Annotated in this window: 9 protein-coding genes; 5 read left to right on the top strand and 4 right to left on the bottom strand. The window is 45.2% G+C overall.

What is annotated here, in order from left to right:
- The first annotated feature begins 66 nt into the window (after positions 1–66).
- Entirely contained in the window at positions 67–1065 is a 999-nt protein-coding gene (locus tag NC996_RS04870) for a J domain-containing protein (RefSeq protein WP_190415078.1), read from the top strand.
- Positions 1066–1156: 91 nt separating this feature from the next.
- Here NC996_RS04870 and NC996_RS04865 read toward each other — a convergent pair whose 3' ends face one another.
- Positions 1157–1657, bottom strand: a complete 501-nt coding sequence (locus NC996_RS04865) for a hypothetical protein (RefSeq protein ID WP_190415077.1) — start codon at positions 1655–1657, stop codon at positions 1157–1159.
- A gap of 687 nt (positions 1658–2344) precedes the next feature.
- Here NC996_RS04865 and NC996_RS04860 point away from each other — a divergent pair.
- From NC996_RS04860 to NC996_RS04845, 4 genes are all read left to right on the top strand, one after another.
- Entirely contained in the window at positions 2345–5158 is a 2814-nt protein-coding gene (locus NC996_RS04860) for a PAS domain S-box protein (protein ID WP_190688438.1), read from the top strand.
- Between the two features lie 452 nt (positions 5159–5610).
- On the top strand, positions 5611–6576 hold the full coding sequence (locus NC996_RS04855; protein WP_190678936.1) for a phosphate/phosphite/phosphonate ABC transporter substrate-binding protein: 966 nt from the start codon (positions 5611–5613) through the stop codon (positions 6574–6576).
- An 11-nt stretch (positions 6577–6587) separates the two neighbouring features.
- Positions 6588–8390 carry an ATP-binding protein gene (locus tag NC996_RS04850; protein ID WP_190688436.1) on the top strand — a complete coding sequence of 601 codons (1803 nt, stop codon included), beginning with the start codon at positions 6588–6590 and terminating at the stop codon, positions 8388–8390.
- A 441-nt stretch (positions 8391–8831) separates the two neighbouring features.
- The gene (locus NC996_RS04845; RefSeq protein ID WP_190688433.1) at positions 8832–13289 is read left to right on the top strand and encodes an EAL domain-containing protein; all 4458 of its coding nucleotides are present in this window, start codon (positions 8832–8834) and stop codon (positions 13287–13289) included.
- 53 nt (positions 13290–13342) lie between these two features.
- Here NC996_RS04845 and NC996_RS04840 read toward each other — a convergent pair whose 3' ends face one another.
- The 3 genes from NC996_RS04840 to cobN are packed head-to-tail and all read right to left on the bottom strand — an operon-like array spanning position 13343 to position 19369.
- On the bottom strand, positions 13343–14014 hold the full coding sequence (locus tag NC996_RS04840; RefSeq protein WP_190688431.1) for a DUF3226 domain-containing protein: 672 nt from the start codon (positions 14012–14014) through the stop codon (positions 13343–13345).
- On the bottom strand, positions 14014–15144 hold the full coding sequence (locus tag NC996_RS04835) for an AAA family ATPase (protein WP_190688428.1): 1131 nt from the start codon (positions 15142–15144) through the stop codon (positions 14014–14016). The genes NC996_RS04840 and NC996_RS04835 overlap by 1 nt, the downstream gene beginning before the upstream one ends.
- A gap of 37 nt (positions 15145–15181) precedes the next feature.
- A complete protein-coding gene (gene cobN / locus NC996_RS04830) occupies positions 15182–19369 on the bottom strand; it encodes a cobaltochelatase subunit CobN (RefSeq protein ID WP_190688425.1) in 4188 nt (1395 codons plus the stop codon).
- Between the last annotated feature and the right edge of the window lie 42 nt (positions 19370–19411).

The raw sequence follows: 19411 nt of genomic DNA, 5'->3' as shown, positions 1-19411 counted from the left end.
GAATATCCAACGCTCAATCAGCTAATCGGTAACAGCTAATCGGTAACAGCTAATCGTTAATTAACTATGCAAAATTTTCGGGACTACTACCAGATGCTGGGCGTTGCTCGTGATGCCTCCGGCGACGAAATTAAGAAAGTTTATCGGCGGCTAGCTCGGCAGTATCACCCCGATCTAAATCCTGGCGACAAAACAGCAGAAGAAAAGTTCAAGGATATCGGTGAGGCTTACGAAGTTCTTTCCGATCCGGGTAAGCGATCGCAATACGATCAGTTCAGCCGTTTCTGGAACCGGAGCGGTTTCAAGGGCGCTAAAGGGACGAAGGGGACTAAAGCCTGGGGGACTCGCTCCAACGGTCGCAACGGCACACAAGAATTAAAATATGACGATTACCCGGACTTTAACAGCTTTGTCGATACTCTGCTAGGACGTCGGGAAACCCGTGTAGCTACTCAGGCACCCAGTTCCAACAACCGAGTTGCCTCAGCCGATACCTTCCGTCCTGGTAACACGAAAACATCCTACACCGTGAATTCGCGCCCTAGTCGGCGCGATGTTGAAGCCAGACTGACGATGCCCCTCGAAAAAGCTTATCAGGGAGGACGAGAGCGGATTCGGCTGGAAGATGGGCGATCGCTGGAAGTGGATATGCCACCCGGAATGGTCAACGAGCAGCGCATCCGGCTGAAGGGTCAGGGCATTGAAGGTGGGGACTTGTACCTCAAAATTACCGTATCGCCCCACGCCTTCTTTCAAGTAGAAGGCTCGGATATTTTCTGCCAATTGCCAGTCACTCCCAGCGAGGCAGTCTTGGGGGGAGCCGTGGAAGTTCCTACCTTGGATGGTTTGGTGAAAATGACGCTTCCTAGCGGTGTCGGGCACGGGAAGCGCCTGCGCCTTGCCGGAAAAGGCTACCCGACAGGTAGAGGCGATCGCGGCGATCAGTTAGTTGAAATTCAGGTTGTGGTTCCCAAAACGGTCACTTCCCAAGAACGGGAACTCTACGAAAAGCTGCGGCAAATCGAAACCTTTAAACCCCGTCTCGATTTGCCAGTTCAACGCTAAAAAATTAGCCCGCGCAGGCAGGGCTAATTTTTTGTCTAGCCGCGGACTTCAGTCTGACGGATGAGATGGGCTTTAATTGAAATACTGGCGTTTAAGCGCGATCGCGATAGCACAAACCCAACAGCGTACCGCTAGCAATCAACTTCAACGCTTCTAATGTCCAGTAGCCCCCGTGCATTTGATTCATCCCGGCAGGAATCTCAGCAACGGGTTCAAAAAGATTGAGCTGTAGCCCCAGCGCGCTCATTTGTGGGGTTAAAAAATATGTATCAATAATGGCAATTGTCAGCAAGAACAGGGATAAGAAAATTACTTTGCGCCCTCCCAGCTTAGAAGCAGCCTGAGTGCGGTGAAGAACCAACAGCCCCGTTAACACTAAGGCTGCACATAATAATTCAATCCGATTAAAAATCCAGAAAATTGAATAACCTGCTGTTGCAAATCCAGGTTGAGTCATCATCCCGGTTGCAAACAAACTGGGCATAATTACCCAGTCCAAAAGCAAGCTTCCGCTAAGCCAGAAAGCCAACGTAAAGGTGACGGTTGTTTGCCATGCTGGTTGCTTTAATCCAGCGCTAGAAAAAGCGGTCATATAATTTCCTCAACTTTCTGTCTTCTTTCAGCTTATCGAATTGTTTTTAGAAACGATATGAAGTATCTTTTCGATTTTTGGCAGTTTTGCTGTTAGGAATTTACATTTAGTTAAATTCTCCAAATCATTAAGAATTTCAGTAAATTCCTAAGCTAGTTAATTGAGTCAGGAGGGCACCATCGGCTTGGTAAAGCGCGATCGCTTGCAAAGAAAACAGGTGCGAGTCGCTGCATCGCCGCCTACCAAGAAGGCGATCGCGCTCTAGACCCGTTTAAGATGTGTAAAACCCTGAAACGGAGATTTCCATCTAGACGTTTTTTGAGTCGAAATTAGGTCGCAGCCGAGTTTGATGACGCGGCTCTAAAAGTTTTTTGGACTCTATCTCGCAAAAAGGCTTAACATTTGCCTCATTCTGCCGATATTGTTCAACTTGTGTTTATGAATAAAATCAAGAGAAAACATCTGTCTAAAGAATGAACTTTATTAGGCAAATATACCTTTAAGACAAGGATGGAATCAGATTTACAAAATCTTTTCTCGATGCCCTTGCCCAAGTAAAATCCTCATCAAGAGAACACTATAGGCTTTTCATCGCTATCCGAAAAATGCAATCAAGCTTCGCTTTCTAAGTCTGGAAGCTGCTACTGGTTATCGTTCACCCTCAACCTTAGTTCACCGAAACACGCCATGATGAAAGCGATTCTGCCTAAAAATGAAGCTGAGCTAGTGTATGCACCCACTGAGGGCAGCTCAACGAAGCACTTGCATCGGAAATTCTTCTACAAGGTTGCGGGAGGTCTGGGAGTGGCAACTGTCCTACTGGTTAGCATTGGTGGGATTTCGTACCGGAGTATCACGCAACTCGTGCAAGCGAATAACTCAGTAGACGATACCTTTACCTTCATTAATCAGCTTGATGATGTATTTTCCGGAATCAAGGACGCAGAAACTGGGCAGCGTGGCTACATAATCACTGGAGACGAGGCTTATTTACAACCCTACTACACAGCAACAGCTAAGGTTAATCAACAAGTTGAGTTTCTCAAGGGATTAGCGGGAAATAACCTCAATCAACAGCAGAAGCTCGGCACTCTGGAATCTCTGACTGCAAGTAAATTTTCTGAATTGAAACGGTCAATCGAATTACGAAAAAACAAGGGATTTGAAGCCGCGCAGCAATTAGTTAAGACGAATGAAGGCAAGGTAGTGATGGATAACATCCGCCTGCTTGTCAATGATTTGGAAAATGACCAAAAGCATTTGTTGAAGGAGCGGTACCAACAAGCGAAAGACCAGGCGCGTGACTCTCTAATTACATTTTTAAGCGGTGTATTCCTAAATTTTATTATTGCTTTATGGGTTTACAGGCTTATTTATGGGGAGATGAGCGATCGCTATCGGACAGAAAATGAACTTCAGAAAGAACGCGACTATACATCATTTATTGTTCAGACTACACCAGCACTAGTCGTTGGGCTAAAGCTTGATGGGGTGATTACATTTGTCAATCCTGCTGTTGAGCAGGTGACAGGCTACTGTGCAGAAGAATTAATTGGACGCAACTGGTGGGAAATCTTTTATGCTGACGATGAATACAGAGGTATCGAGCAGTTATTATCCACCCTGAAGCACGGAGGCGTCCGCGACTATGAAACAGTTTTGACCATCCAGAATCGAGAAAAACGGATTATCAATTGGAATGTTCTGAAGCGGTTTGACGAGCGAGGCAAATTGGTTGATGTGATTCAATTTGGCAATGATATCACCGATCGCAAAGCAGCTGAGGACATTCGCAAAGGCGCAGAACTGCTGCAACTGATTTTGGATAATATTCCCCAATATATCTTCTGGAAGGATAGAAACTCTGTCTATTTAGGCTGTAATAAGGTTTCATGTCAAATCACTGGGATTAGCAATCCAGAAAACATTATTGGCAAGACGGATTATGACTTGTGGTCGCAAGAAATAGCAGAAAAATACCGCAAAGACGACCGTCGCGTGATGGCAACGGATACCCCGGAACTGCATATTATCGAACGCTTGATTCAGCCAAACAATGAAGAACTCTGGGTAGACATCAACAAAGTTCCCATTCACGATGCGATGGGCAAAGTAATCGGTATCCTCAGCACCATAGAAGACGTTACCGAACGCAAGCAGGCGGAGAAAGCCTTGCGGCAGAACATGGAGATGCTTGACTTAGCCAGTGACGCGATTATCATTCGGGATTTGAATGACAAGATTAGCTATTGGAATCAGGGCGCTGAACGGCTATATGGTTGGACAAAAGCAGAAACACTCGGTCAGTACATCCACACCTTCTTGGAAACTGTCTTTCCCCTACCAAAAGAGGAAGTTCTAGAGATATGCCTGCGTGAAGGGAATTGGGAAGGCGAATTGATTCACACCAAGCGTGATGGCACTCAAATCACGGTAGCTAGCCGATGGACGCTGCAATTAGATGAATTTGGTCAGGTGTCCGCCAGACTAGAAATTAACAATGATATTAGCGATCGCAAGCAAGCTCTTGATGCCTTGCGCCAGTCGGAAGCGAAGGAACGAGAAAAAGCCCAGCAGTTGCAGCAAACTTTGCACGAACTCAAAAAGACCCAATCTCAACTGATTCAGACTGAAAAAATGTCCAGTTTGGGTCAACTGGTCGCTGGAGTGGCGCATGAAATTAATAATCCCGTTAACTTTATCTACGGCAATCTCATCCACACCGAGCAATATACACAAGACTTGCTCAATCTAATGAAAGTCTACCAACGGTACTATCCCAATCCCGCGCCAGAGATTCAAGAAGAAGTTGAGGCTTTAGACATTGAGTTTGTTCTTGAAGACCTGCCCAAAATGGTCGCTTCAATGAAGTTAGGCGCTGACCGCATCCGCCAGATTGTTCTCTCTTTGCGAACCTTCTCCCGCCTGGATGAAGCAGAAATGAAGCCGGTTGATATTCACGAGGGTATTGATAGCACCCTCTTAATCTTGCAGAATCGGCTGAAAGCTAAACCAGATTCTCCAGGAATTACAGTTATTAAGAAATATGGCACGCTGCCAGAAGTAGAGTGTTATGCAGGACAACTGAATCAAGTATTTATGAATATCTTGAGCAATGCCATAGATGCTTTAGAAGGGTTGCCCTCTAATCGTCAAAAGCTCATGGATTCTGGAGAAACAAGTTCTAATAGCGAGTTCCCCATTCCTAATTCTCAATTACCAACCATCCAGATTTGCACTGAGGTTTTGAACGCGAACAAAATTGTTGTGCGAATTGCAGATAACGGCCCCGGCATCCGTGAGAATGTCAAGGCGCGACTTTTTGACCCATTTTTCACGACCAAGCCAATCGGTCAGGGCACCGGGCTAGGATTAGCAATCAGCTATCAGATTGTCACAGAAAAACATGGAGGGTCGATCAGTTGTGTATCAGTAGTGGGAGAGGGAACCGAGTTCGTTGTAGAGATTCCAGTCACACAAAGTCCAAGGCAAGGGAATTGACACATTTTCCGCGATTTCAAACGACAGAAGGGATTTCTAAGGCAATCCTTTTTGGTTAATGCTGTAATCCTGGGAGAACCTCTCAATCCCTTGGATCGCCAGACTTTGGAGTAATTTTCCCTGTTACTAAGTTAATCCCCCCTTAAGGAGCATCTGTGGGTGGATAGATGAGCGATCGCTTAAAACTAGATTTTGGGTTTGAGAAAGAAAATCTTAAAAACCCGTAAAAACACAGTGTTTATTTTCTCCAATCCTCCTGAGAATGAGGATTGAGTAAAAGCATGAATCTAAATTAGCAGACTCAAAATTTAAGTAGTAATCTCTCATATTACCACTTAACTTAAGATGTGAAAAAATAACATTTCTTGAAGTGTTATTTTCATAATTTTGGAAAGCGGTATTATTCTCCAGACACGGTAAAAACTTAAAAGGTAAACATAGCCTTAAACAGAATGCAAAAACATCTATCCTGGACACGAAATCGCTCTTACAAACGAGCAGTGACTTGCTTCATCCTAGCCTTGTCCGTTACGTACAGTTGTGTAGCCTGTACTCAGCCAAGTGAAAATACCACAACGCCAATAAGCCCCAGCTCTCAGCCACTGAGCGATAGTTCTAGGAATACAGGAGACGAACTAAAAACCATAAATATGGCGGTGATTCCGTGGCAGGTTTCAGCAGAACAGGAAAAGCAACTTCAGCCACTAGCGGACTATCTAAGCAAGACATTAGGAAAGCCTGTTAAATTTCAGATTACAAAAGACTACGACACATCGATAGATTTACTGGTAACAGGAAAAGTAGAAATGGCTTTTCTAGGCCCCCTGTCGTATGTGAAGGCACATCTTCGAGATCCCCAACTTAAGCCAATTGTTGCGCCCATTGAAAGAACAACTGGACGACCTTGGTATACAAGCGCGATCGTTGTTAATAATGCCAGCGGTATCAAAACTATTAAAGATTTAAAAGGTAAGAGATTTGCCTTCGTCAGTAAATCCTCAGCTTCGGGTTATTTAGTGCCTTTAGCTCACTTTCAAGACATTGGTATTAACCCCGAACGCGACTTTGCTACAGTCAAGTATGCGGGTAGTCACGACAAGGTGAAAGCGGATTTACTAGCAGGAAAGGTGGATGCGATCGCGGATGATAAACGCTCGTATCTTCAGCAACAGAAAGAGGGAAATATCGACCCTTTAAAATACAAAATTATTTGGGAATCTGACCCAATTCCTCTTTCGCCCATTGTCGTCTCTAGTAAGCTTCCATCCCAACTGGTAATCGACCTCAAGAAAGCATTTGTCAACTCTCCAGAGGGACTGCTAGATCCCAGTGGTTCTGAGTCGGCTGGATATACTCTGGTAGAAGATCGAGACTATACACCGATTAGAAAGCTCCAAGAGCGCCTTAAGTTGAAATAAAGCCGAATGCAATGAAAATATTAACTAAGTTTATTGGATCTTCTATTGCCGTAGTAGGGCTAATTTTATGCCTTACAGTTGGCAGTGAAGACTGGCTCAAGCAAGTAGAAAAATCTACCGAAACGAGCCGAGAAAGAGCCGCTCAAGCTGACAGTATAGTTTTGAATCTAAAAGTTTCTTTAAGAGACCAGATCGCAGCACTGAGGAACTATCTCATCCTCAACCGAGACCCCTCAGACATGGCAAAATATCACAAGGCGATGTCTGACTTTATCCTTAGCTTGGATGACTTAGAAAGTCTGATGCCAGAAAATTCAGAACTGAGAGTTGTTCGCCGTCGCCATAGTTTTCTCGTCCGCTTAGCAACAGAGCTTCGCGATACACCTTCTACTCTTAAACAGACTCAGCAGGATTTCAGAACCATCAATTCTTTTAAAGAAGATATTGATTTCTCTTTAAATTATCTAGTTACTAATATTCAGCAGCAGTATGCCCTAGCAAGGCAAGAATCAAATAAATTTAAACAGACAACCCATATTATTAGATATGCCACTACAGGTTTAATTCTTATAATTCTCACTGGGCAGATGATATTAATATTAATCCCAGTCATTTTATCTATAAAAAAACTCCAGTTAGGAGCGACAAAAATTGGTGCAGGTAATTTAGATTATCGCCTAAATATTCAAACAGGAGATGAAATTGAAAAATTGTCTTGCGAGTTCAACCAAATGGCAAAAAAACTTGCAGAATCTTACTATTTTTTAGAGCAAAAGATAATTGAACGGACTGCCGAATTGATTGAGTTAAACCAAAACTTAGAAATTGAAATTTCCGAACGCAAGCAGGCAGAAACAGAACTTCAGCAAGTTTTGCAAAACTTGCAACAAACCCAAGCTCAGCTCATTCAAACCGAAAAGATGTCTAGCCTTGGTCAAATGGTTGCTGGGGTAGCTCATGAAATTAATAACCCCGTTAATTTTATCCACGGCAACCTTGTGTATGTGGGTGAATATACACAAGATTTGTTGAGACTGGTGCAGCTTTACCAAAAACACTATCCTAACCCAATTACCGAGATCGAAGAGCAAGCAGAAACTGTCGAACTTGACTTTATTATTGCAGATTTAGACAAAATCCTATCTTCGATGAAAATTGGCACTGAACGTATCCGTCAAATTGTTCTTTCTTTGCGGAATTTCTCTCGCCTTGACGAGGCAGACATGAAGCCAGTTGATATTCACGAGGGATTAGATAGCACTCTTTTAATCTTGCAAAATCGATTAAAAGCTAAGCCGGAGCATCCCGCTATTGAGGTGGTTAAAGAATACGGAAATTTGCCTTTAGTTGAGTGTTATGCGGGTCAGATGAATCAGGTATTTATGAATATTATTAGCAATGCTATTGATGCCCTAGAAGCCTTTGATGGCTTATCGTTCATTGCTCGTAACAATGAACAATCGACAAGTAATCTTGAACCATCCCCAACGATTCGGATTAGCACTCAAGTTTTGCACCCCGACCGTGTTGCTGTGCGAATTGCTGATAATGGACTAGGCATGACGGAAGAGGTAAGAAAACGGCTATTCGATCCGTTTTTTACGACCAAGCCAGTTGGGCAAGGAACGGGGCTGGGGCTATCAATTAGCTATCAAATTGTAGTAGAGAAGCATTCAGGAATGCTTCTCTGCATTTCCGACGCGGGACAGGGAGCAGAGTTTTGGATTGAAATCCCGATGCGTCAAAGCCAGAGAGGCTCTACTGCAACTGTTCGAGAGAGGTCAAATCGGTCAAAACCTATGGCAATTTCTTAGGCGTTGTCCTCTTATTGTTGAAGGGATGCATTAGGGAAGCTTAAGGAGGCGATCGGTTTTTGCTTTTGGCCTTCCTCTAGGCGACGCCGCAGCGATTAGATATTAAGTTGGTCTACCTCCTTCTTAACGTTGGTTTTGTAGAGACTCCATATCTCGCGTCTCTACAAACGATAAATGCTACCTCTAGGTCTCTGGCTTTTCATAAAAGTTTTATGTCTAAAATTTAACTTTAGTATCTTTTTTATTAATCTTTTATAAAAAAATCATATATTTTTGGAAGTCTTTTTAAGGTTTTCCAGTTCTATGCCAGAGAGATGACTTCTCTAAACTGGCATTACCTTGCCTATTCCAGGATTCACGAATAGGTAATTGTTACTAAGCATTTATTATTGAAACACTATTTCAAGTAGCAAGACGGTTTAGCATCAGGAACCCATTTAGATGAAAATCAGCCACAAATTGATGACAGGTTACTTAGCCGTTGCTCTACTTGTTGAAGTGGTTGGATATGTCGGAATTAAAGGAACGAATAATCTTGAAAAAAAGTACAACGAAGTTATTAATAGAACAATTCCTTTTCACTATGAGTTAGAGCGGTTGCAATATGTTTCGGATACAGTAGTTTTGTATACTAAAGAATTAGAATTCCAAGAAATAGAAAGAAATCCATCTGCAAAAGATATTGTATCGACGCAAAAATATCAAAAGGTGGAGACTAGCCAGGAAAATTATCGCAAGGCTCTGAATGATTATAAAGAATTAGCGAACTATTTTTTCCCATCTGAACAAGGATTGCCAGAAGAAATCCAAACTTCAGGTGAGAGACTTTTAAAATTATCCAATGAGGTAATTGGCTTAAAAAAGCAGGGAAAGGTAACTCCAGAGTTACTGGCAAAAGAAAACGAACTGGAAAAAACCAGCCAACAATTTATAGGAACTATTAACCAAAAAATTCAGGCTCAATCGCAAGAGTTGGAAGCCGAAAGAAAGAAGATTCAGGAAACTCTGCTGTTGACCGACAGAATGATATTTGGCGTCGGTTTATCTACCGTCTTAATCGCTATATTTCTTGGTCTTTCTATCTCGCGGTCTATATTGAGTCGGCTAAACAAACTCAAAGCGGCTGCGGTAGAGATAGGCAAGGGCAAGCTAGAGACAAAAATAGACGTTTCCACCAAAGATGAGCTGAGCGCCTTAGCTGATGCTTTCAATAAAATGGCTGAGGATTTGCGGCAGAAAACAGCGGATGTAATCAATGTTTGTGAAAGCATGGTGGAATCTCTGATCGTGGTAACGCCCGATACCATGATTCAGTCAGTTAATAAAGCAACCTGCGAACTTTTGGGGTATCACAAAGAGGAATTAATTGGGCAACCGATAGGAGTTATTTTTGCCGATGAAAAATTTCCTTTCACAGCGTCGGAGTTGGATGATTTAACTCAAAAAAGGGTTGTCCGAGATGCGGAAAAAATTTACCTGTCCAAAGACGGGAGAAGAATCTCGGTGCTGTTTTCCTGTGCAGCGATCGCAAGCGTACCGGATAGAATTCAGGGAATCGTTTGTGTAGCCCAAGATATCACGGAACGGCAGCGAGCGGAGTTGGCGATCAAACAAGCGAAAGAAGAACTAGAAATAAGAGTTGAGGAGCGCACAACTGAGTTAAAGCGTGCAATTGGGCAATTTCAGGGCGAGATTGTCGAGCGTCAGCGGGTAGAGGAAGCACTGCGCGAAAGCGAGGAGCGGTTTCGGACACTGATACAGGAGCTTCACGTCGGCGTTTTACTGCAAGGAGCCAACGCAGAAATCCTGCTGAGCAATCAAGCAGCTATCGACCTTCTCGGTATCACTGACAGCCAACTGCTGGGGAAAACTTCCTTCGATCTGAATTGGAATGTCATTCATGAAGATGGTACACCGTTCCCCGGAGAAACCCATCCGGTGTCGCAAGCGATCGCAACTCGTCAAGCTGTGCGGAATGTCGTGATGGGCGTTTATCGTCCCAGTGTGGGCGATCGCATCTGGCTATTAGTCAATGCCGAACCTCAGTTGGCAGCGGATGGTCGCCTTGAACAAGTAATCTGCACCTTCAGCGATATCACCAAGCGCAAGCAAGCAGAGGAAAGGCTCGCGCAGCGCGAACGCTACTTATCAGCATTGGTTGAAGTTGAGCGCCGGTTGCTGACTTTTGATGGCAGCACGAATTGCTACACGGAAATATTGGTACAACTCGGACAAGCAGCAGGCGCAAGTCGCGTTTACGTATTCGAGAACCATCGTTCGCAAATAGGCAACTTGCTGATGAGTCAGCGTGCGGAGTGGTGTGCCGAGGGCGTTCGCCCAGAAATCGACAATCCGGCGCTGCAAAACCTTTCTTATGACGACTTCTTCCCCCGCTGGGCATATTTGCTAGAAAAAGGTGACATTGTTGCCGGAATTGTCGCTGAATTACCCGAATCAGAGCGTTTTATCTTAGAACCTCAGGGAATTCTTTCCATCCTAATTTTGCCCATCATGGTTAAGGGCGAATTCTTCGGGTTTATCGGCTTTGACAACTGCATAGAAGCGCGTGCTTGGGAACCTTTGGAAATCAACCTGCTGCGTGCAGCGGCAGCCGCCATCTCTCTTACTCAAGAACGCAAGCAAGCAGAGGAAGCAGTAACACGCCTTGCCGGGATTTTGGAAGCAACAAGTGATTTCGTAGGCAGTGCGGACAATCGAGGACGCGCATTTTACATTAACCAGGCAGGTCGTCGCTTGGTCGGAATTCCTCTCGAAGAGGATATCTCAAACCTCAGCGTTGCCAGTTGCCACCCGAAATGGGCGGGTCAAATCATCTTGGAGGAGGGAATTCCTAGTGCGATTCGCGATGGCGTCTGGTGTGGCGAAACTGCACTTTTGACCCGCGACAAACGGGAGATTCCAGTTTTGCAGCTGATTATTGCCCACAAGAAGCCGGATGGAAGCGTTGACTTTCTTTCTACCATCTCCCGCGATATTAGCGATCGCAAGCAAGCAGAAAACGCTCTCAAACAGCTCAACGCAGACTTAGAAAAACGAGTCCTTGAGCGTACAGCAGAATTAAACAATGCGATCGCGCAATTGGAGGGCGAGATTGCCGAGCGCAAGTGGGCAGAAGAGGAACTGGAAAAATCCCTGTCCCTGCTCAAGGCGACGCTCGAATCAACAGCTGATGGGATTCTCGTAGTTGACAAAACCGGAAAAATAGCCAGTTTCAATCAAAAATTTGTCCAAATGTGGCGCATCCCCGACTCTATTGTCGCGGCAGGGAATAGCAACCAAGCCTTAGCATTTGTCCTAGAGCAGCTAAAAAACCCGGAAACCTTTATCACCAAAATTCAGGAACTCTATAGCGAACCAGACGCAGAAAGCTACGACCTCCTTGAATTTAAAGATAGAAGAATCTTCGAGCGCTATTCCCAGCCTCAACGGATTGGGGGAAAAGTCGTCGGTAGAGTGTGGAGCTTCCGCGATGTCACCGAGCGCCAACAGGCAGAAGAAACCATCCGCTATCAAGCGTTGCACGACCTGCTGACTGGCTTGCCGAACCGGATGCTATTCAATGAGCGGCTGTCTGTGTCCTTGGCGTATGCACGTCAAAGCCAAAGTACGCTTGCCGTAATGTTTTTGGATTTGGATCGTTTTAAGACGATTAACGATACATTGGGGCACGCTTTTGGCGATCGCTTGTTGCAAAGCGTGACTGAACGAATGATCGGCTGTCTGGGGGAGGATGACACCGTTGCTCGTTGGGGAGGGGATGAATTTACCCTACTTATCCCCCAAATTCGTTGTAAAGAGGACGCTGCTAAGATTGCCCAGAAAATCTTGGAAGCTTTAAAGCCAGAATTTTATTTAGAAGGGCACTCCCTGCATATCAGTAGCAGTATTGGGATTGCACTTTATCCCAGTGATGGCACAGATGCTGAAACGCTTTTGAGAAACGCCGATGCTGCCTTGTATCGTGCCAAAGAACAAGGTCGGAATAACTATCAATTTTATAATCCAGCAATGAATTCTCAGAATTCTGAGTTATTGGTACTCGAAAACGATTTGCACCATGCTCTAGAACGGGGAGAATTTGTCGTTTACTACCAACCTCAAGTCAATACAACGACTGGAGAAATCACCCACGTTGAAGCCCTGTTGCGCTGGCAGCATCCAAAATTTGGGCTAGTTTCTCCAGGAATATTTATTCCCCTAGCGGAAGAAACCGGACTCATCGTACCAATTGGGGAATGGGTGTTAAAGACTGCCTGCGCTCAAAATAAAGCTTGGCACGATGCAGGAATTGCCGACTTACAAGTGGCGGTTAACCTTTCTGCCCGACAGTTTCAGGAACCCGATTTAGTCAAAATGGTGACGCGAGTTCTGGAAGAAACTGGACTCGAAGCGCAATTTCTGGAGTTAGAAATTACTGAAACAATCACGATGCAAAATGTAGATTTTACCCGAAAAACTTTGAGTGAGTTGCATCGGCTAGGAGTTTACATTTCTCTAGATGATTTTGGGACGGGATATTCTTCTCTGACTTATTTGAAAAAGTTTCCCTTCCATACCTTAAAAATTGACAAATCCTTTGTTCGAGACTTGACAAGCGACCCCAATGATGCAGCCATCATTACAGCGATCGCAGCGTTAGGAAAGGTACTCAATCTGAGACTGGTTGCGGAAGGCGTGGAAACAGAAGCGCAAAAAGATTTCTTGCAAAATCTCCAATGCGAACAGATGCAAGGGTACTTTTTCTGGCGACCTCAAGCGGCTGAGGAGATTACCAAAATACTCGAAAAATCTTTCTCAAAGATAGCCAAACATTCAAGTTGTGTATCCGTTGCTAACTGTTCCTGTAGCTTTAGACTTTCAGCGGAAGCGATGCGATGATGGCTTAGGATGGATACGAAAGCGATCGCACAAAACTTATATTTTCGTCTTACTCATGACGGATTAGGTAACTCAAACAGTAGTTTTAACCAAGCAACAAAGATGAGTGCGATCGCACAATCGTAACGTAGCACTTGTGCTGTGATTGCCTGCCCCATAGGCATTCCTGGTGTTTGTTGCCAAGCTAGCCAACTGTGGATCAAGGCTTTGGGACGGTGAACTAATGTATAGCAATTGAGGCAATCCTGTTCAATTTCTTGCAAAATTGCTTCTGCTTTCGGACGCAAGGCATCATTTTGTGGGATTAGATGGGCAACGAAATCTTCTAAAATTCCCGGAATTTGATTATCTGGCATCAGCCAAACCCCTACTCGTGGTAAGTCTGGCGGAGCATAAATCCAGTCTTCAGCAGGTGGAGATTTGGGAATGTCTTTGTAGCCACTTGCACTCAGGCGATCGCGTACCGCTTGCCATCGTGCCAGTAAGTCTTGATCGGCATCCACTACAATTCCTAATGTACGCAAGTTTTCTTGTTTCAGTTTTAAAGGCAAGCTCATCAAAAGTGCTTCTATTCCTGGATCTTCATCTTCTTGAGGCACTTCTACAGAAAAGGTTTCTGGAAGTTTATGTTGTTCGCACAAAGCCCAAATAACGTGTCGGTCATTCTTTCCTTCAACCAATAATTGCTGCGGTTTTGGTTTAGGTGGTTTTCGTGATAAAGGCATCAACGCACCTCAATACTTTGGCGCACAGCAATAGATAATTCATCAGGAGTGTATTCAACAGCACGTATATTTTCATCCTTCCGGCTTAAGCGAAATAACTTTCCTATTGAGCTATCTTTTGTTTGAGCCAAAGATTCTTGAAATGCAGTTATACAGTCCCAACTATGGGTAGTAGCAAATACTTGAATGTTCAACCGTTGTGATATTTCTAATATTAAACGCCACATATCAGTTTGCGTCTGATAGTGAAGACCTGTATCAATCTCATCTACAATTAAAAACCCGTTTTCAACTGTCACTGCTGCCATAGCTAGAGTTAGAATCCGGCGCATCCCATCACCCATACTACCTAAAGGAATTGGGTTAGGCTGTCCGCGCAGCTTGACTAGGATGCCACTGTTAAAAGTCTGTCGGCTAGTGAAATTAATGCGCTCTATAGCTGGCTCCAGAATTTGCAATGCTTCTATTATGCTGTTTTCTTTGGGGGTGAGTGTTATTTTGTCCCATAAAGCAGCTAATTGCTCAAAGCTCATCATACCAGTTGTCAAAAACAGGCTTTTAATACTAGTCTTTAAAAAGACACTGGATGGCGCTTGTTTTAGTAATTGAAAGGAGCGTGATTCAATCGAGCCATCCTCATCGATAGATATATCCTGTCTTGTAGCTCGCTCGTCTGAAATGTAAATAAATACAAGGTTAAAAGCATCTGTATCAATATCATCTTGTTCACTTATGCCTTCATCCTCAGAATGTAAATCCTTCTGAACTGAAGGAAATAGGCCGATGCTAAGTGAAAGGGAAAGGGGGCTTTCTTGCCGCGATTTAAAATGAATGTCTTGTTCAGGCTGAAACTGATGGCTACGAAAGATATGTCTAATTTGATATCGATTCAAACGATGTATTACTTCGCCAGATTCACGTATAAAAAGCTGTTCAGCAAACTCACCTCGCTTAGCTAGTAAATCCAGAAGAAGCGAGGGGCTATTCTGATTAACTAACAGACAAACTGCTTCCAGTAGACTGGTTTTACCGCTGTTGTTCATGCCGACCAGAAGATTGACACGCGCCAAACCGTCGATATAGAAATCCTTGAAGCAGCGATAGTTTTGGATAGTGAGATCGCGTAACATAGATTCTTCTGCTGTGCAGCGGTTGTTATCTTCTATATTAAGGGGCAGTGGTAGATTCGATGACGGCTTCGGCTTGGTGAACTAAGCTTCTCAACTTATCCACCATTTCTTGATTGACGTTTTGCCACAAACCGCGCTGATTAGCTTCTAGCAAACGTTCTGCCATATCTCGTAATGCCCAAGGATTCTTTTGCTGAATGAAATCTTGCACAGATTGGTCGAATAAGTATGCTTCTGCAACTCCTTGATACATGAAATCTTCCACACAATTTGCTGTGGCATCGTAGGCAAAGAGATAATCCACGGTTGCTGCCATTTCAAATGCACCTTTGTAACCGTGGCGCATGACTCCAGCAATCCATTTTGGATTGACGACACGAGAACGATATACTCGCGCAATTTCTTCTCGCAGTTGCCGCACTTTTGGGTTTTCAGGAAGGGAATTATCCCCAAAATAAGTTTGGGGATTTTTGCCACTCATCGCCCGAACTGCTGCTGTTAAACCGCCTTGAAATTGATAGTAATCATCTGAATCTAATAAATCGTGTTCCCGGTTATCTTGATTGTGCAATACGATTTGCATCTGGCGTAGACGCTGCTCAAAGGCTTCTGGAGCGGCGATTCCCCCTAAACCTCTTTTGTTCAGGGAAGGAGAAGAAACAGCTCCTGGAACTCCTTTTGACGAGGGAGGCGAGGAATCTGCGGTGCTAGTGTAGGCGTAACTACTCCAGTTGATGTAGGCACGGGCTAAATCTTCGTCATCTGTCCAGTTTTGGGCTTCGATTAAGCCTTGCAATCCCGCACCGTAGGCACCAGGTTTAGAACCAAAGATGCGATAGCGCGATCGCATTTCTGCCTGTTCCTGATTTAACCCCGCCGCTTCCCATAACTCAGTTTCTTTTTTAACTTGCGCGGCTAAGGGGTTTTGTTCTGGTGGTTCATCCAACGCTGCGACTGCTGCCACCGCTTGATCGAATAGATCGATTAAGTTCGGAAAAGCATCGCGAAAAAAGCCAGAGATTCTCAGCGTGACATCGACCCGGGGACGATTTAAGACCGAAAGTGGCAAAATTTCAAAATCTACCACTCGCCGCGACGGGCTATCCCACACGGGTTGCACTCCCAACAATGCCAGCGCTTCTGCCAAATCATCGCCGCCAGTCCGCATGGTGGAAGTTCCCCATACGGATAATCCGAGTGTTTTAGGATACTCGCCGTTTTCTTGGGTATATCGTTCAATTAAGGCTTCTGCTGCTTTGCGTCCAACCAGCCAAGCGGTTTCTGTAGGAATCGCCCGAATATCAACTGAGTAAAAATTGCGACCTGTCGGTAGAACGTCTGGGCGTCCTCGTGTTGGTGCGCCAGAGGCACCACTAGGGACAAAGCGCCCATCTAAACCTCGCAATAGGTTGGTGATTTCTTGGGTGGTTTGTTGCAGGGAAGACAGGAGGGAGTTGCGTATCCACTCCAGTTCTTTTTGCGTGGCAGTGCCTACCCCACCCCAACCCGGTTGGTTAACGGGGAGGGGGCAAGAGGGGGTGAATAGGGGGGTGGCATCACTTAAATCAACCCCACCCCAAGCTTCTCCATTAGCGAAGGGGGGGTAAGAGGGGGTGGAAAGGGAGGCGGCGATGAGTAGATATTCCACCAAGTTAGCTGCTTGTTGTTCTAATGCTTCAACTGCGTCACCGACAGTTCGATAGGCGGCAATTGTATGCTCGTTGCCCCCCCTGTGAACGGGGGGGATAGGGAGAGGTTGAGCGGGATCTGCTGTCAAGGGGTCGAAATCTAAACCCCAATCTTGGGCGATCGCGCGAGTTAAACCGAGACGATGAGTACCGGGGTGACGAGCGATCGCTACTATCAAATCCCTGAGTTGTCGCCCCTGCGGACATTGCCCAAAAATGTGCAAACCATCTCGAATTTGAGCCTCTTTCAATTCGCACAGATACCCATCAGCGCGAGTAAGGAAATTTTGGATTTCCTCACTTCTGTTGTTAAGAGTTTCTAACCCTAAATCCTGATGGAGGTTTTCTTCAAGGATTAGCTGAGTGATGCGATCGCTTATCACTGGCAGGCGCGACGGATCTAAACTCTGGGCTTCATAATACTCGTCAATTAATCCTTCCAATTGTTGCAAAGAACCATAAAGTTCAGCGCGAGTCATCGGCGGCGTTAAATGGTCAATAATTACCGCTTGGGCGCGACGTTTAGCTTGCGAACCTTCACCAGGGTCATTGACAATAAAAGGATAAAGATGAGGTAATGCGCCGAAAGTAACCTCTGGATAACAATTTTCAGAGAGTGCCACACTTTTACCCGGCAACCATTCTAAATTCCCATGTTTCCCCACATGAACGATTGCATCAGCCCCAAAATGTTGTCGCACCCAATAGTAGAAAGCGAGATAACTATGAGGCGGTTCCAAATCCGGAGCGTGATAATTCAAACTAGGGTCAATATCGTAACCCCGCGCTGGTTGAATCCCCACAAACACATTACCTAGATAAATACCAGGAATTGGGAATTCTGAAACGGAACCCGTTAGATCGATAAATCTCTCTTCCCTCTCTTCCTTTGCGCCCTTCGCGTCTAAAGCGCTAACGCGCATGGCTTTGCTAGTGCGGTTCATCTCCAAAACCGAACTCCAGCGATCGCATATTCCCTTCTGCACGTCCACTGGCAACGTCGCAAAATACTCCTGATATTCTTCCTCATAGACAAATTGCCCGACTGGGCGCGATCGCCCCTCCGGATCGTTCGTCACCCCAGCCGTTAAACGCCCAATCAATTCATCTCCCGTTGCTGGGATATCTTCAACCTGATACCCAGCCAACTGCAACGCCTTGAGGATTTCCACACAACTTTCTGGCGTATCCAATCCAACACCATTGGCAAGACGCCCATCTCGGTTGGGATAATTAGCCAAAATCAAGGCAATTCGGCGCTCAGATGGTGGCGTTTGGCGTAGTTTTGCCCAATTAGAGGCTAAGTCAGCAACAAACTCAATGCGATCGCGTACTGGCTTATAAACCACCACATCCGTTTCTAACTGAGGATTCCGGGTTTGCACCGCCTTAAACGAAACCGCACGGCTAATAATCCGCCCATCCACTTCTGGTAGCGCTACATTCATCGCCATATCCCGTGGCGATAGCCCCTGAAACCCAGATTCCCACTGTTCCACCGTGCCACCGCTGAGGATTACCTGCAACACTGGTACATCTAAGGTGCTGAGTGCTAATGGCTCATCGCTAATCGTTAATTTTTGACCATTCGCGCTTGGCAATGAGCTAATCGCAAAGCTGGTAGTACTCAGCAAAACCTGTATGGGTTCTGCATCTTTAGGTTGGAGTTGTTGCAACACTTCTTCCTGCACATCCGGATCTCGCAGGGAAGAGACAAAAACGGGAACAGGTTCTAATTTTCGTGCGGCTAAAGCTTGGCAAAGCGCATCAATTACAGCGGTATTTCCCGCTAAATAATGAGCGCGATAGAACAAAATCCCAACTTTCGGATCTAACCTCTCCCCCAATCCCTCTCCTGCAAGGAAAGGGGACTCGTTCTCCCCCTTCCCTCGTAGGGAAGGGGGCTGGGGGGTTAGGTTTTTATTAATATTATTCGCGCAATTAATGGGAGATGGGAAAGGAGAATTTTCTCCCTCATGCCCCATTTTCCATTGATAAAGCCCTACGCGGGGAACTTCTTGCGGTGCTGGGGGATTGTAGCTACCTTCTAGACAAACATCAGCAATAAATTTTAGGGCGTTGGCGAAATTTTCCCCGCCCCCTTCGATGAGGTAGCGCCACAACTGGTTTACAACTGATAGAGAAACAGTAGAATGACTGATTAAATCAGGATCTGGGCGATCGTCTCCTGGCAAGACAATCAATGCTGCACCCGTTCGCTGCACTGTCTCGCGTACTACTTCTAACCCGTAAGACCAGTAAGAACGTCCTCCCAGTAGCCGTAGAATAATTACCTGTGCCTGCTCTAGCACTTCTTCTGCATAAGTATCAATACTGAGCTGTTGCTGCAACTGCAAAAGATTGACGACTCGTAAGGCTGGAAATCCCTCTGGTAATTTGGATACGGCTGCGGCGAGCGTTTGAATATCGGTGTCCGCTGCGGTGAGAAGGACGATCGGGGCAGGGGTTTGTTCGATAAAAATGACGCCTTCAGCGTCAGGATTCCATCCCCCAGGAGTAGCGGCTAGACGATGCATAATAGCGATTTTAGATTTTAGATTGGCTCTTGAGATTCGCTC

This window comes from Trichocoleus sp. ST-U2 (assembly GCF_039961875.1).
In the GTDB taxonomy this organism is placed as follows: domain Bacteria; phylum Cyanobacteriota; class Cyanobacteriia; order Cyanobacteriales; family FACHB-T130; genus FACHB-T130.
Note: the sequence above shows the minus strand (reverse complement) of the source record. Positions and strands in the feature narration are given on the sequence as shown.

What these genes read in the sequence shown, in the direction of transcription:
- NC996_RS04870 (WP_190415078.1), top strand. Translation starts at nt 67, where the DNA reads ATGCAAAATTTTCGGGACTACTACCAGATGCTGGGCGTTGCTCGTGAT.
- NC996_RS04865 (WP_190415077.1), bottom strand. Translation starts at nt 1,657, where the DNA reads ATGACCGCTTTTTCTAGCGCTGGATTAAAGCAACCAGCATGGCAAACA.
- NC996_RS04860 (WP_190688438.1), top strand. Translation starts at nt 2,345, where the DNA reads ATGATGAAAGCGATTCTGCCTAAAAATGAAGCTGAGCTAGTGTATGCA.
- NC996_RS04855 (WP_190678936.1), top strand. Translation starts at nt 5,611, where the DNA reads ATGCAAAAACATCTATCCTGGACACGAAATCGCTCTTACAAACGAGCA.
- NC996_RS04850 (WP_190688436.1), top strand. Translation starts at nt 6,588, where the DNA reads ATGAAAATATTAACTAAGTTTATTGGATCTTCTATTGCCGTAGTAGGG.
- NC996_RS04845 (WP_190688433.1), top strand. Translation starts at nt 8,832, where the DNA reads ATGAAAATCAGCCACAAATTGATGACAGGTTACTTAGCCGTTGCTCTA.
- NC996_RS04840 (WP_190688431.1), bottom strand. Translation starts at nt 14,014, where the DNA reads ATGCCTTTATCACGAAAACCACCTAAACCAAAACCGCAGCAATTATTG.
- NC996_RS04835 (WP_190688428.1), bottom strand. Translation starts at nt 15,144, where the DNA reads ATGTTACGCGATCTCACTATCCAAAACTATCGCTGCTTCAAGGATTTC.
- cobN (WP_190688425.1), bottom strand. Translation starts at nt 19,369, where the DNA reads ATGCATCGTCTAGCCGCTACTCCTGGGGGATGGAATCCTGACGCTGAA.